We start from the raw sequence: 13,780 nt of genomic DNA, 5'->3' as shown, positions 1-13,780 counted from the left end.
TCGTCGTCCCTGCCCCCGGACCGGGGCTACGAGCAGGTCTTGCCGTCCTCCGGGACCATCCCGTCCAGGAAGTACGCGTCCACGGCCGAGGTCACACAGGATTTCACACCGTACGCGCCGTGCCCCTCGCCCTTGTTGGTGAGCAGGACGCCCACGCCCTTGCCGAGCTCGTCCGCCATCTTCCGGGCGCCCTCGTACGGCGTCGCGGGGTCACCGGTCGTCCCGACGACCAGGACCGGACCGGCGCCCGGAGCGCTCGTCTCGGGGGTGTCGTGCTCACCCTCCACCGGCCACTGCGCGCACCAGCCGGCCGTGTCCCATGCCAGGAACGGGCCGAACACCGGGGACAGCTTCCGGAACTCCGGCAGCAGCGCCCTGGCCTCGTCCGCCGTCGGCCGCAGCTTGCTGTCCGCGCAGGAGATGGCGCGCTGCGAGTGGTTCTGGGTGTCGTAGTGCCCCTTCGCGTCCCGCCCGTTGTACGAGTCGGCCAGCTGGAGCAGCATGTTCCCGGCGCCGCTCTTCTCCGCCTCGTCCAGCGCCCGGGTCAGATACGGCCAGTTGCTCTTGGAGTAGAGCGGCATGACGATGCCGGTGACGGCCAGCGACTCGTTGAGCTCGCGGCCCGAGGTGGTCGGCAGCGGCTTCTTGTCGATCCGCTCCAGCAGCCGGGTGATCCGCCGGGTGCCCGCCTTCGGGTCCTGGCCGCGGTCCTTGAGGTAGTTCTCCAGCGCCCGCTGGAAGCCGGTCGCCTGGTTGCGGGCGTGCCCGATGGTGTCCGCGGTCGGGTCGACGACGGCGTCCAGCACGGTGCGTCCGACGTTCGAGGGGAAGAGGTGCGCGTAGGTGCCGCCGAGCTCGGTGCCGTACGACATCCCGAAGTACGTGAGCTTCTTGTCGCCGAGCACCGCACGGATCAGGTCCATGTCCCGGGCGGCGTTCGTCGTGCCGACGTGGGGCAGGACCTTCCCGGAGCGGCGCTCGCAGCCGGCGCCGAAGTCCGCGCCGTCCTTCATGAACGCCGCCTCCTCGGCCGCCGTGTCCGGGGTCATGTCGACCTTCCGGTAGGCGGTCTCCTGCTCCTTGTCGGTGCGGCAGCTCACCCCTTCGCTGCCGGCGACCCCGCGCGGGTCGAAGCCCACCAGGTCGTAGCGGGAGTTGAGGTTTTCGTACGAGCCGGCGGCCCGCGGCAGTATCGAGACGCCGGAGCCGCCGGGGCCGCCGAAGTTGAACAGCATCGAGCCGAGGCGCCGGCCCGTGTTCCCGGCCTTCTTGCGGATCAGCGCGATCCCGATCGTCTCGCCGTCGGGCCTCGCGTAGTCCAGCGGCACCCGGACCGTCGAGCAGCGCCACTCGGAACCGGGCGCGCTCTCGCCCGCGCGGGCCTCGCAGCCCTTCCAGTCCAGCCGCTGGGAGGTGAGGGCAGCGGGCAGCCGGGGGGTGCCCGGCTCCTCGCTCGGCCCGGTGGACGGACGGCCGGCCGAGGACGCGGGATCGCGGTCCGTTCCCTCGGCCGGCTTGTCGTCCGTACCCCCGCCGCAGCCGGCGAGCAGCCCCGTCAGCAGAAGTGCGGCGCCGGCCAGAGCCCCGGCTCGTGCGTGTGCGACCACGTGTGCGTCCTCCCCGATGTGCCTGTACTCACGACGTACAGATGTGCCCGTACCTGCGACGTACAGAAAGTCCGCTCATGTTAGGGGGTTCCGCCGGGCGCGCAGCGCTACTTGCAGACGGTTCCGGCCGCCGGAACCCTGCCGTCCAGCAGGTAGCCGCCCACCTCCTTCTGCACGCAGGCGTTGCCGCTGTTGTACGCGCCGTGCCCCTGGCCCTCGTACGTCATCTTGACGCCGACGCCCTTGCCCAGTGCGTCGGCCATCGCCGCGGCGCCCTTGTACGGCGTCGCCGGGTCGCCGGTGTTGCCGATGACGAGGATGGGCGCCGCGCCCGGGGCGCTGACGTCGGGGGTGTTCCAGGCGCCCTGCACCGGCCAGCCGGTGCAGGCCATCAGGGACCAGCCCAGGTAGTTGCCGAAGATCTTCGAGGCGGAGCGGAACTCGGGGAGCTTGGCCTCGGTCTGGTCCGCGGTGAACCGCTGCTTGGAGTCGGCGCAGTTGATCGCGGTGTTGGCGGCCATCGAGTTGTCGTACCGACCGTTGTCGGAACGGCCGTTCAGCGAGTCGGCGAGGGCGAGGAGCAGCGCGCCGTTGCCGCCGTCGGCCTCGTCCAGCCCCTGCTCCAGCAGCGACCAGGTCTGCTTGGAGTAGAGGGCGGCGGCGATGCCGGTGGTCGCCAGCGTCTCCGTCAGCCGACGCGGACCGAGCCCCTGGATCGGCTGCTTCTCCAGATTCGCGAGCAGGCCGGAGATCCCCTGCTCGACCTCCTTCGAGGTGGAACCGGGAAGCTTGCACTCGGCGCCGCGGTCGACGCAGTCCTGGGTGAAGTTGTCCAGCGCGAGCTGGAAGCCCTTGGCCTGGCCGAGCGAGGACTGCTCGGAGTCCTGCGTCGGGTCGACCACCGCGTCCAGCACCGCCCTGCCGACGTTCTTCGGGAACAGGTTGGCGTAGACGCCGCCCAGTTCGGTGCCGTACGAGATGCCGAAGTAGTACAGCTTCTTGTCGCCGAGCACCTGGCGCATCAGATCCATGTCGCGGGCCGCGTCGGTGGTGCCGACGTAGGGGAGCTGCCTGCCGGAGTTCTTCTCGCAGGCCTGCGCGAACGTCTTGGTGTCCTTGACGAAGGCGTCCACCTCGGCGCTGGTGTCCGGGGTGCCGTCGGTCTCGAAGCGGGCGTCGAGCTGCTTGTCGGTCTCGCACTTCACGCCGTCGCTGCGGCCCACGCCGCGCGGGTCGAAGCTGACCAGGTCGTAGCCGGCCCGGAGCTTGTCGTACTCGGTACCGAAGGCGGGCAGGGTGGCGACGCCGGAGGCGCCGGGGCCGCCGAAGTTGAAGATGAGAGAACCGATCCGCTTGTCCTGGCTCTTGGCCGCGGCTCGGATCAGGGCCAGCTCGATCGTCCCGCCCCCGGGCTTCGCGTAGTCGAGCGGGGCCCTCATGAAGGAGCACTCCCAGGGGGTCCCGCCGGGCAGCGGGGTCGGCGCCTTTCCGCCGCCCTGTGCCGTGGACGGGGCCGGGCAGGGCTTCCACGTCAGCTTCTGGGAAGCGAGGTCGCCGGAGCTGCTCGCCTCGGCGGCGTTCGCCGCGAGCGGCTCGTCCGGGCCTTCCTTGTCGCCGCTCTCCGAGCAGGCGGTGATGGGCAGGAGCACGGTGACGGCGGCGGCCAGTGCCGCGGCGCGCAGGGCAGGGGAGGTCCTCATGGCCCCATGGTGCGGTGGGAACCCGGTCGTTGCACGGAGCACCGGTCCAAGCGGGTGGCGTACCCCGCGGCCGTCCCCCGACTGGCCTTGCGGGCCGCCCCGTATGGCGGCTGAGGGGGGAGTCAGTACCGGTCCCGACGGGCCGTCAGAGCTCACCCCTGCGGGTCAGACGGGTGAAGCAGAGCCAGCCGGGAAGCACCGGCAGCCAGAGCGTCAGCAGGCGGAACAGCACGACGGCGGGCGCCGCGACCTCCTTCGGCAGACCGACCGCGATCAGACCCAGTGTCAGCGCGCCCTCGACCGCGCCCATTCCGCCCGGTGTGGGCGCGGCCGACCCCAGCGCGTTGCCGGCGAGGAAGACCACCGCGATGCTGGCGTAGCTGAGCTGCGGTACGTCGGGGCCGCTGAACGCCCGTACCGAGGCGTCCAGACACATCACGAACAGGCCGGTCAGCAGCAGCATTCCGCCGATGCCGGTCAGCAGCTTCTGCGGCCGCTGCACCACGTCGAGCATGCGCGGCACGACTCCGGCGAACAGCGACCGCACCCGGGTCACCACGAACTTCCGCAGGAACGGGACCGCCGTCACCACCAGCACCAGCACGGCGACGGTCAGCAGTCCGGCGATCACCGTCCTGGACGGGGTGAGCGAGGACGGGGTCTTCTCCGTACCGGTCAGATAGCCGAAGGCCGCCAGCAGCAGGATGTGGCAGCCGAGGCCGAACAGCTGCGAGGCGCCGACGCTCGCCACGGCGAGCCCCGGACGTACCCCGGCCCGCTGGAGGAAGCGGGTGTTCAGCGCCACGCCGCCGACCGCGGCCGGGGCGACGATCTTCACGAAGGAGCCGGCGACCTGGGCCAGCACCGTCCTGCCGAACGACACCCGCTCGGGCACGAAGCCCAGCAGGCTCATCGCCGCCGCCACGTAGGTGAGCGCGGAGAAGCCGACCGCGGCCGCCACCCAGCCCCATTCCGCCTGTTCGACGACGGTTCCGAAGTCGGCCTGGGTGACCTGGGAGATGAGGAAGTACGCGGCGATCGCACCGGCGATGCAGCTGAGCAGGGTGCGGGCCTTGATGCGTTCCAGCCGCACCGGCTCGACCGGGGCCTGCGGGCGGATCAGCAGCACCTGCTGCCGCATCTGGGAGAGCAGGTCCTCCTCGCGGGCCCCCTCCAGGGCGTCGTCCAGGGCGCGCTTCTCGGCCTGCTTCTGGTTGCGGAGCGTCTTGCGGTCGGCTTTGCGCTCGGCGTCGTCGTCCGGCGCCCCGGAAACCGCTCCGTGCTCGTGCGCCCTGGCCCGCTTGGCCGCGTCCGAAGCCTCCAGCACCGCCTCGCGCTCCCGCTGCGAGCGCTCCCGGGCGAGCCGGCGCAGCGCCGCGCGGGTGGAGCGGCTCAGCGCGATCGGCTGGAGCAGCGGCAGGCAGTCCGCGACGGCGTCGGGTCCGAGCACCGCCAGCGCACCGGCGACGGCCCGCTCGGCACCCACCCGCAGCCCGGTCGTGGTCAGCAGCTGGGCGACGTCCATCCGCAGCACCAGATCGCCGGCCGCGATCTCGCCGCCGCGCAGATCGGTGACGAACACCTTGCCGGAACGATCCACCAGGATGGCGTCGCCGGTGAGCCTGCGGTGCGCGATCCGCCGCGACTGGAGCGCCTTCACCTGACGCCAGGCGCCGTGCAGCAGCTCGTCGGTGATCTCCGCGTCCTCCAGCGCGTCCAGCGAACGGCCGCCGATGTGCTCGTACACCAGCATCACGGCGTCGGGGCCGAGCTCGGAGGTGGCGATCAGCTTGGGCGCGTTGGCCCCGGCGGCGATCGCCGCGTAGGCGAGCAGCGCCTCCTGCTCCAGGGCCTGGCGCAGCGACTGGATGGAGCGGCGCTGGGTGATGCCGCGCAGAGTGAGCCTGCGCCACACCCGGTAGAAGAAGCCGTGGGCCTGCTGCTCACGGTCGACGACCGTGACATCGAGCGGTGACCCGTCCTCCAGGGAGACCAGATAGCGCCGTCCCCGGTCGCTCTGGTCGCCCGAGTCCGGGGCGTCGTCGGCACGCATCGCGCTGACCGGGCGGAAGCCGACATGGCGCAGACCGGCCATCAGATGCTGGCCGGTCGGCCGCACGTTCGGCGAGCCGACCGCGTACAGCGTGCCGTACGCGACGGTCCAGCCGATCAGCACGGTGAGGATGATCGAGAACGGGGTCGTGTAGCCGCCCACCAGCATCGCGAACGCGTCGAGCAGCAGCACCACCCACAGCACGACCCGCCAGCGCGGCCGTCTCGCCATGCCGACCGCCGTCATGTACGCGATCACCGGTGCGAGATAGCCGTGCACGGGGTCGGTGAGCGCGTCACCAGGCTGCGGCTGGGTCAGGGCGTCCTGGATGGTGCCGGGGGCGGACTTGGCGACCCAGAGGTCGGCGGCGAGCGTGACGCCGTGTGCCAGTACGGCGGCGAGCACCCCGTCGGCGATCCGCAGCCCGTCGCGTTTGATCAGCCGCTCGATGGCGAAGGCGACCGGGACCAGCAGCACGGCGATGCTGGAGACCAGGCCCGCCATCTTGATCAGGATGTCGGGTGCCTGGCCGGTGCCCTTGTTGATGTCCTGTTCGAGACCGGTCGTGGTGCCGTGGGCGAACGCGGCGATCGAGAACAGGACGACGACCGCCAGGACTCCGATGAGGAGCCGCATGAGATCGGAGGGGCGGTGCACCCGGGCGGGGAGCAGCGGTTCGTCGCCCGAGACGCGCTCGGCCTGTTCCTCCGCTGCGGTCGAGAGCGTCGAGCCGGCCAGTCGCCCGGGGGTCTCCCCGGCCTCGTCCCGGCCGGCACCGGGCTTCCCGGGGGATGCGGTGGTCTCGTCCGGGTGGGGCTCGGCGTCAGGGGCGTCCGCCGCCTTCGGTGGCTGCACGCCCTGCTCCTTCGTCGCCTCTGATTGGTCTTCGTGTTCTCGTATCACCGGTCACCGCCCGCACGATGGTGGCACGGCCCGGCGACGGAGGGGGGCATCAGGGTGCACTGCACGGACACGCGAAGCGCAAGATACGCCCCTTTGCCCTCGCGCGCACGCCCTGTGATCGGGCGCACACGGGCCCGGCCGGGATGTCGGTGGCGTACGGCAGGATGGGGCGGATGAGCCAACACCGGACGAGCGGCGACGGGGCGGGCGGCGACCCGATGAGCCACGCATTGCCGGAGTACGCGGAGCGGGTCCTCGATGTCGCCGACCTGATCCCGCCCGGCCGCGTCATGACGTACGGCGATGTCGCCGAGTGGCTGGGCGAGGGCGGGCCGCGCCAGGTCGGCCGGGTCATGTCGCTGTACGGGGCCGCGGTGCCGTGGTGGCGCGTGGTGCGCGCCGACGGGGCGCTGCTCCCCGGCCACGAACTGCGGGCGCTGGACCAGTACCGCGCGGAGGGCACCCCGCTGCGCGAGGCGTCGCGCGTCGTGGAGGGCCATCTGCCGCGCCTCGACATGAAGCGGGCGCGGTGGGACGGCGTCACCACGGGCGGCGGCGCGGACCGGGACAAGGGCGGAGGTGCTCACACCTGACAGCTTCCGCCATCCGGCGGCACGGCGGGCGGCGCCGGGGCCGTACGAGGTGCGGGAAGTGGCCCGGTCCGGGAGCCGTGGTGTACGGCAGGACGCGATCCGGCAGGCGAATCGCGCGACGGAACACCGTGACGCGGAACACCGTGACGCGGGGTCCGGCGGCGTGGAGTTCATCAGCGGTGCGGAGGCCGACGGTGCGGAGTCCGACGGTGCGGAGGCCGACGGTGCGGAGTTCATCAGCGGTGCGGAGGCCGACGGTGCGGAGTCCGGTGGCGTCGAGGAGCTCGGCGGCACCCGCCACGTGGTGCGGGACAGGGCCCGTGACGGTGTCCGCGCTCCGGAGTCGGCCGGTGGCGGCGTCCGTACGCCGGAGGCGGCCCATGAAGGCGTTCGCGCCCCGGAACGTGACCAGGCACGCAGCGCTCTCGTCCCGGATCGGGCCTCCGCTGGCGTAGCTTCGTAAGTTCGCGGCACGCACCACACCCTCGGCATCAGCACACCCACCAGGACCGGCGAACCACGTGAGCTCCTCCTCCTTCACCCGGCACAGTCCGCACCGCCAGACACGGCAGCGGGCCGCGGGCGCGTACCGGCTGGTGCGCACTCCTCCGGGCTCCGTGGACCCTCCTCTCCTGGACGCAGCACAACGCGCCGTGGTTGATCACCCCGGCGGACCGCTCCTGGTCCTCGCGGGCCCCGGCACCGGCAAGACGACCACGCTCGTCGAGGCGGTCGCCGCACGCATCGCGCGGGGCGGCGACCCGGCCCGCGTCCTGGTCCTCACCTTCAGCCGCAAGGCCGCCGTGGAGCTGCGCGACCGGATGGCCGCCCGGCTGGGCGCCGCCCGCGGACCGCAGGCCACCACGTTCCACTCCTTCTGTTACGCGCTGGTCCGCGCCCACCAGGACGCCGACCTCTTCGCCGAACCCATGCGGCTGCTCTCCGGTCCGGAGCAGGACGTCACCGTCCGAGACCTGCTCGCCGGGCAGCTCGAACTGGAGCGGGACGGCTTCGCGCACATCCGCTGGCCCGACGAGCTGCGGGCCTGCCTGACCACGCGCGGCTTCGCCGACGAGGTACGAGCGGTGCTGGCCCGCAGCCGCGAGCTGGGCCTGGGCCCGGACGCGCTGGCCGCCTTCGCCCGCCGCACCGGCCGGCCCGACTGGGGCGCCGCCGCCGAGTTCCTGGCCGAGTACCTGGACGTGCTGGACGCGCAGGGGGTGCTGGACTACGCGGAGCTGGTGCACCGGGCCGTGCTGCTCGCGGAGCGCCCGGAGGTGTCGGCGCTGCTCGCGGGGCAGTACGACGCGGTGTTCGTCGACGAGTACCAGGACACGGACCCGGCGCAGGTACGGCTGCTGCACGCGCTGGCCGGCAACCGGGGGAGCGCACGGGGTGCGGGGGGCGGCCGGGACCTGATCGCCTTCGGCGACCCGGACCAGTCTATCTACGCGTTCCGGGGCGCCGATGTGAACGGCATCCTCGACTTCCCGGAGACGTTCCGGCGGGCGGACGGCGCCCCGGCCCCGGTCGGCGTGCTCACCACCTCGCGGCGTTCCGGCGGACAGCTGCTGGCCGCCACCCGGCTGCTCACCCGCCGGATGCCGCTGACCCGGCTGCCCGCGGCCAAGGTCCGCGCCCACCGCGAACTGGCCGCGGTCCGCGAGGGCGGCAGCGTGGAGGTGTACACCTACCCGACCGCGTCCACCGAGCTGGAGAACATCGCCGATCTGCTGCGTCGTGCGCATCTGGAGGACGGCGTCCCGTGGAACGAGATGGCGGTTCTCGTACGGGCCGGCGGCCGCACGCTCCCCTCGCTGCGCCGGGCCCTGACATCGGCCGGCGTGCCCCTGGAGGTCGACGGCGACGACCTTCCCCTGCGCCATGAACCGGCTGTGGCCCCGCTCCTGACAGCCCTGCGCACGGTCGCGACCGCGGCCCTGCGCCGGGGCGCGCCGGGCGCGGAGGATGCGGAGGGCGCAGAGGCGGGGGCTTCGGAGGCAGAGGGCGCGGAAGCGGCGGGTACGGAAGCGACGGGCGCGAAGACGGCGGCTTCGGAGGCCGAGGGCTCAGCGACCACGGGCGCGGAAGCGGTGGGCACGGAGACGGGGGTTTCGGAGGCAGAGGGCGCGGAGACGGCGGACACGGAAGCGACGGGCGCGAGGACGGCGGCTTCGGAGGCCGAGGGCTCAGCGACCACGGGCGCGGAGGCCGAGGGCTCAGCGACCACGGGTGCGGAAGCGGTGGGCGCGGAGACCACGGGTGCGGAAGCGGTGGGCGGCGAGGACGCGGCGGCGTCCTCCTGGCTGGACACCGAGACCGCCCTGGCCCTGCTCGCCTCCCCCCTCGGCTCCATGGACGCGGCCGACCTGCGCCGCCTCGGCCGGGCCCTGCGCGACGAGGAGCGGGCCGCCGGGAACCGCCTGCCGGCGCCCTCCGGCGACCTGCTGGCGCGGGCGCTCGCCGAGCCCGAACGGCTCGTCGCGCACGATCCGGCGTACGCCCGCGGCGCCCAGCGCCTCGGCGCACTGCTGCGCAAGGCGCGCGAACTTCTCGAAGGCGGCGGCACCGCGGAGGAGGCCCTGTGGGCCCTGTGGTCCGGCACCCCGTGGCCGGGCCGGCTGGAGCGCGCCGCGCTGCGCGGCGGAGCGGGCGGCCGCAACGCCGACCGCGACCTCGACGCAGTCTGCGCGCTCTTCGACACCGCGGCCCGCGCCGAGGAGCGCACCGGCGGGCGAGGGGCGCTCAACTTCCTGGAGGAGGTCGACGCCCAGGACATCGCCGCCGACACCCTCTCCCGGCGCGCGGTGCGCCCCGACGCCGTACGGCTGATGACCGCGCACCGTTCCAAGGGCCTGGAGTGGCGCCTCGTCGTCGTCGCGGGCGTGCAGGAGGGGCTCTGGCCGGACCTGCGCCGCCGCGGTTCGCTGCTGGAGGCGGACCGGATCGGCCGCGACGGCCTGGCCGAACCGCTCACCCCCGGCGCCCTCCTCGCCGAGGAACGCCGGCTCTTCTACGTCGCGGCGACCCGCGCCCGTGAACGGCTCGTCGTCACCGCGGTCAGGGCGCCCGCCGACGACGGCGACCAGCCGTCCCGCTTCCTCACCGAGCTGGGCGCCGAGCCGCGCGACGTCACCGGCCGGCCCCGCCGCCCGCTCGCCGTCGCCGCGCTGGTCGCCGAGCTCCGCGCCACCACGGTCGACCCCGAAGCCTCCGACGCCCTGCGCGAGGAGGCCGCCCACCGCCTCGCCCGGCTCGCCGCGCTCACCGACGACGAGGGCCAGCCGCTCGTACCCGCGGCCCATCCCTACCGCTGGTGGGGCCTGTACGAACCGACCCGCTCCGCCGTCCCGCTCCGCGACCGGGACCAGCCCGTGGCCCTCTCCGGCAGCGCGCTCGACCAGCTCGCCAACACCTGCGCGCTCCAGTGGTTCCTGGGGCGCGAGGTCAAGGCGGACGCCCCGGCGACGGCCGCGCAGGGCTTCGGCAACGTGGTCCACGTACTCGCCGACGAGGTGGCCTCCGGACGCACCCCCGCCGACCTCGCCGTCCTGATGGAGCGGCTGGACTCGGTCTGGGACGGGCTCGTCTTCGACGCCCCCTGGAAGTCCCGGCAGGAGAAGGAACAGGCACGGGCCGCTCTCGAACGCTTCCTGCGCTGGCACGTCATGGACCGCGCCGCCCGCACCCCCGCCGCGAGCGAGCACGACTTCGACGTCACGCTGGGTGCGGGGGAGTACCAGGTGCGCATCCGGGGCTCCATGGACCGTGTCGAACAGGACACCGAGGGCCGCGCCTACGTCGTCGACTTCAAGACTGGGAAACAGTCCCCGACCAAGGACGAGGTCGCCCGCCACCCCCAGCTCGCCGTGTACCAGCTGGCCGTCCGGGAAGGCGCGGTCGACGACGTCTTCGACGGCAGGCGCCCCGAGCCCGGCGGCGCCGAACTCGTACAGCTGCGCCAGCCCGCCCCCAAGAAGGAGGGCGGAGACGCCCTGCCCAAGGTGCAGGCACAGGAACCGCTCGCCGGTGAATGGGTCTCCGACCTGCTGGCCACCGCAGCCGGCCGGGTCCTGGACGAACGCTTCACCCCCACCACCGGCCAGCACTGCACGCACTGCTCCTTCCGGGCCTCGTGCAGCGCCCAGCCGGAGGGCCGCCACGTCCTGGAGTGAGCGGGTGAGCGAGTGGGCGGGGGCGGAGGTTCTTCGGCACGGCCGGTTGTCGGTGCGGCCGGTTAGCCTTTCTGGGGTGTCCCCACGTATCACCGATCCCGAGCAGCTCAAGGAGCTCCTCGGGATCCCGTTCACCCCGGAGCAGACGGCCTGCATCACCGCGCCGCCCGCCCCGCAGGTGATCGTGGCCGGAGCCGGGTCGGGGAAGACCACGGTGATGGCGGCCCGCGTGGTGTGGCTGGTGGGCACCGGCCAGGTCGCCCCCGAGCAGGTCCTCGGACTGACGTTCACCAACAAGGCCGCCGGTGAGCTCGCCGAGCGCGTCCGCAAGGCCCTGATCGCGGCAGGCGTCACCGATCCCGACGCCATCGACCCGGACAACCCCCCGGGCGAGCCCAGCATCTCCACGTACCACGCGTTCGCCGGCCGGCTCCTCACCGAGCACGGGCTGCGGATCGGCCTCGAACCCACCACCCGCCTCCTCGCCGACGCCACCCGCTACCAGCTCGCCGCCCGTGTGATGCGCGAGGCCCCCGGCCCGTACCCCGCCCTGACCAGGTCGTTCCCCACACTGGTCAGCGATCTGCTGGCGCTCGACGCCGAGCTCGCCGAACACCTCGTACGCCCCGAACAGCTCGCCGAGTACGACACCGGCCTCCTGGCCGCGCTCGAATCGGCCCGGCTCAGCAACGCCGAGCTGCGCAGGATCCCCGAGACCGCCGAGGCCCGCCGCGAACTGCTCCGGCTGACCCGGCGCTACCGCGAGGCCAAGAAGAGCCGCGACCTCCTCGACTTCGGCGACCAGATCGCGCTCTCCGCCGAGCTCGCGCTCACCCGCCCCGAGGTCGGCACGATCCTGCGCGACGAATTCCGGGTGGTGCTGCTCGACGAGTACCAGGACACCTCCGTCGCCCAGCGGCTGCTGCTCTCCGCCCTCTTCGGCAGCGGCCCCGAGGGAACGACCGGGCACGCCGTCACCGCCGTCGGTGACCCCTGCCAGGCGATCTACGGCTGGCGCGGCGCCTCCGTGGCCAACCTCGACGACTTCCCGCTCCACTTCCCGCACACCGACGGCACCCCCGCCACCCGCTACTCCCTCAGCGAGAACCGCCGCAGCGGCGGCCGGCTCCTGCACCTGGCCAACGGGCTCGCCGAACCCCTGCGCGCCATGCACGAGGGCGTCGAGGCGCTGCGCCCCGCCCCCGGCGCCGAGCGCGACGGCATCGTCCGCTGCGCCCTGCTCCGCACCCACGCCGAGGAGATCGACTGGCTCGCCGACTCGATCGCCCACCTGGTGCGGACCGGCAGGGCACCCGGCGAGATCGCCGTCCTGTGCCGTACCGCGGGCGACTTCCCGGAGATCCAGGCAGCGCTGGTGGCCCGCGACATCCCGGTCGAGGTCGTCGGTCTGTCCGGGCTGCTGCACCTGCCCGAGGTCGCCGACCTCGTCGCGGTCTGCGAGGTGCTCCAGGACCCCGGCGCCAACGCCTCCCTGGTCCGGCTGCTCACCGGCCCCCGCTGGCGGATCGGCCCCCGCGACCTGGCCCTGCTCGGCCGCCGGGCCCGGCTCCTCGTGCACCGCGCGGCCCACGGCGACGACGAGGACTTCGACCCGGACCGCCGGCTCGCCGAGGCCGTCGAGGGCATCGACCCGGCCGAAGTGATCTCGCTCGCCGACGCGCTGGACACCTTCCTCGAATCGGGCGGCGAGGAGGACGACGGGCTTCCGTTCTCCGCCGAGGCCCGCATCCGCTTCGCCCGCCTCGCCGCCGAACTGCGCGACCTGCGCCGCTCGCTGGCCGACCCGCTGATGGACGTGCTGCACCGGGTCCTGGCCACCACCGGCCTGGAGGTCGAGCTGTCCGCGTCGCCGCAGGCCCTGGCCGCCCGCCGCCGCGACACCCTCGCCAACTTCCTCGACGTCGCGGCCCGCTTCGCCGCCGTCGACGGCGACGCCACCCTCCTCGCCTTCCTCGGCTTCCTGCGCACCGCCGTCCAGTACGAGAAGGGCCTGGACAACGCCCTGCCCGGCGGCGAGAACACCGTCAAGGTCCTCACCGCCCACAAGTCCAAGGGCCTGGAGTGGGACGTCGTCGCCGTGCCCGGCCTGGTCGCCGGCCAGTTCCCCAGCAGCCAGTCCCGCGACGCCTGGACCGCCCAGTCGAAGGTCCTCCCGCACGCCCTGCGCGGGGACCGGGCGACCCTCCCCGACGTCCACTCCTGGGACGCCAAGGGGCTCAAGGCGTTCAAGGAGGAGATGAAGGAGCACCAGCACACCGAGGAGCTCCGCCTGGGATACGTCACCTTCACCAGACCCCGCACCCTGCTGCTCGGCTCCGGCCACTGGTGGGGCCCGTCCCAGAAGAAGCCGCGCGGCCCGTCCGGCTTTCTGCACGCGCTGTACGAGCACTGCGCGGCCGGACACGGCGAGATCGAGGTCTGGGCCGACGAGCCGGCCGAGGACGAGGAGAACCCGGCGCTCGACGCGAAGGCCGCCGACCGCGCGTGGCCGCTGCCGCTGGACGACACCGCGCTGATCCGCCGCCGCACCGCCGCGGACACGGTGCTGGCACACCTGGAGGCCCTGGCCACGGCGGGGGGCGTGCCGGACGTGTACGAGGCGCTGCCCGATGCCCCGGAGCCGTACGACGACGGGTACGACGAGCCCTACGACGACGGGTACGACGCCCCGTTCCCCGATGAGGCCGGCGTCGGGGCCGCCGACTGGGACACGCTGTCGACGGAGCCC

Annotated in this window: 7 protein-coding genes; 4 read left to right on the top strand and 3 right to left on the bottom strand. The window is 73.4% G+C overall.

Features of this window, described 5'->3' with window-relative positions; all coding sequences use genetic code 11:
* Positions 1–26: 26 nt before the first annotated feature.
* The 3 genes from AADR41_RS20290 to AADR41_RS20280 all read right to left on the bottom strand — a co-directional run bounded on the left by AADR41_RS20290 (position 27) and on the right by AADR41_RS20280 (position 6,215).
* Positions 27–1,607, bottom strand: coding sequence for an alpha/beta hydrolase (locus AADR41_RS20290; RefSeq protein WP_342282803.1), 1,581 nt, complete (start codon positions 1,605–1,607; stop codon positions 27–29).
* Positions 1,608–1,714: 107 nt separating this feature from the next.
* Positions 1,715–3,307 carry an alpha/beta hydrolase gene (locus AADR41_RS20285; protein WP_342282802.1) on the bottom strand — a complete coding sequence of 531 codons (1,593 nt, stop codon included), beginning with the start codon at positions 3,305–3,307 and terminating at the stop codon, positions 1,715–1,717.
* Between the two features lie 145 nt (positions 3,308–3,452).
* Positions 3,453–6,215 carry a lysylphosphatidylglycerol synthase domain-containing protein gene (locus AADR41_RS20280; RefSeq protein WP_342282801.1) on the bottom strand — a complete coding sequence of 921 codons (2,763 nt, stop codon included), beginning with the start codon at positions 6,213–6,215 and terminating at the stop codon, positions 3,453–3,455.
* A 221-nt stretch (positions 6,216–6,436) separates the two neighbouring features.
* On the opposite strand from AADR41_RS20280, the gene AADR41_RS20275 reads away from it, so the two are divergent.
* The 4 genes from AADR41_RS20275 to AADR41_RS20260 all read left to right on the top strand — a co-directional run.
* Positions 6,437–6,856, top strand: coding sequence for an MGMT family protein (locus AADR41_RS20275; protein ID WP_342282800.1), 420 nt, complete (start codon positions 6,437–6,439; stop codon positions 6,854–6,856).
* On the top strand, positions 6,843–7,319 hold the full coding sequence (locus AADR41_RS20270) for a hypothetical protein (RefSeq protein WP_342282799.1): 477 nt from the start codon (positions 6,843–6,845) through the stop codon (positions 7,317–7,319). Before AADR41_RS20275 ends, AADR41_RS20270 begins: the two co-directional genes overlap by 14 nt.
* A gap of 58 nt (positions 7,320–7,377) precedes the next feature.
* Positions 7,378–11,031: an ATP-dependent helicase gene (locus tag AADR41_RS20265; protein WP_342282798.1), complete on the top strand. Its 3,654-nt coding sequence runs from the start codon at positions 7,378–7,380 to the stop codon at positions 11,029–11,031.
* Positions 11,032–11,107: 76 nt separating this feature from the next.
* On the top strand, positions 11,108–13,780 hold a 2,673-nt coding region (locus AADR41_RS20260; RefSeq protein ID WP_342282797.1), incomplete at its 3' end, for an ATP-dependent helicase.

Origin of the sequence: Streptomyces sp. CLV115, assembly GCF_038448545.1 — a bacterium.
GTDB lineage: Bacteria > Actinomycetota > Actinomycetes > Streptomycetales > Streptomycetaceae > Streptomyces > Streptomyces sanglieri.
The sequence above is the reverse complement of the archived record's forward strand: the minus strand, read 5'-3'. Positions and strand labels throughout refer to the sequence as shown.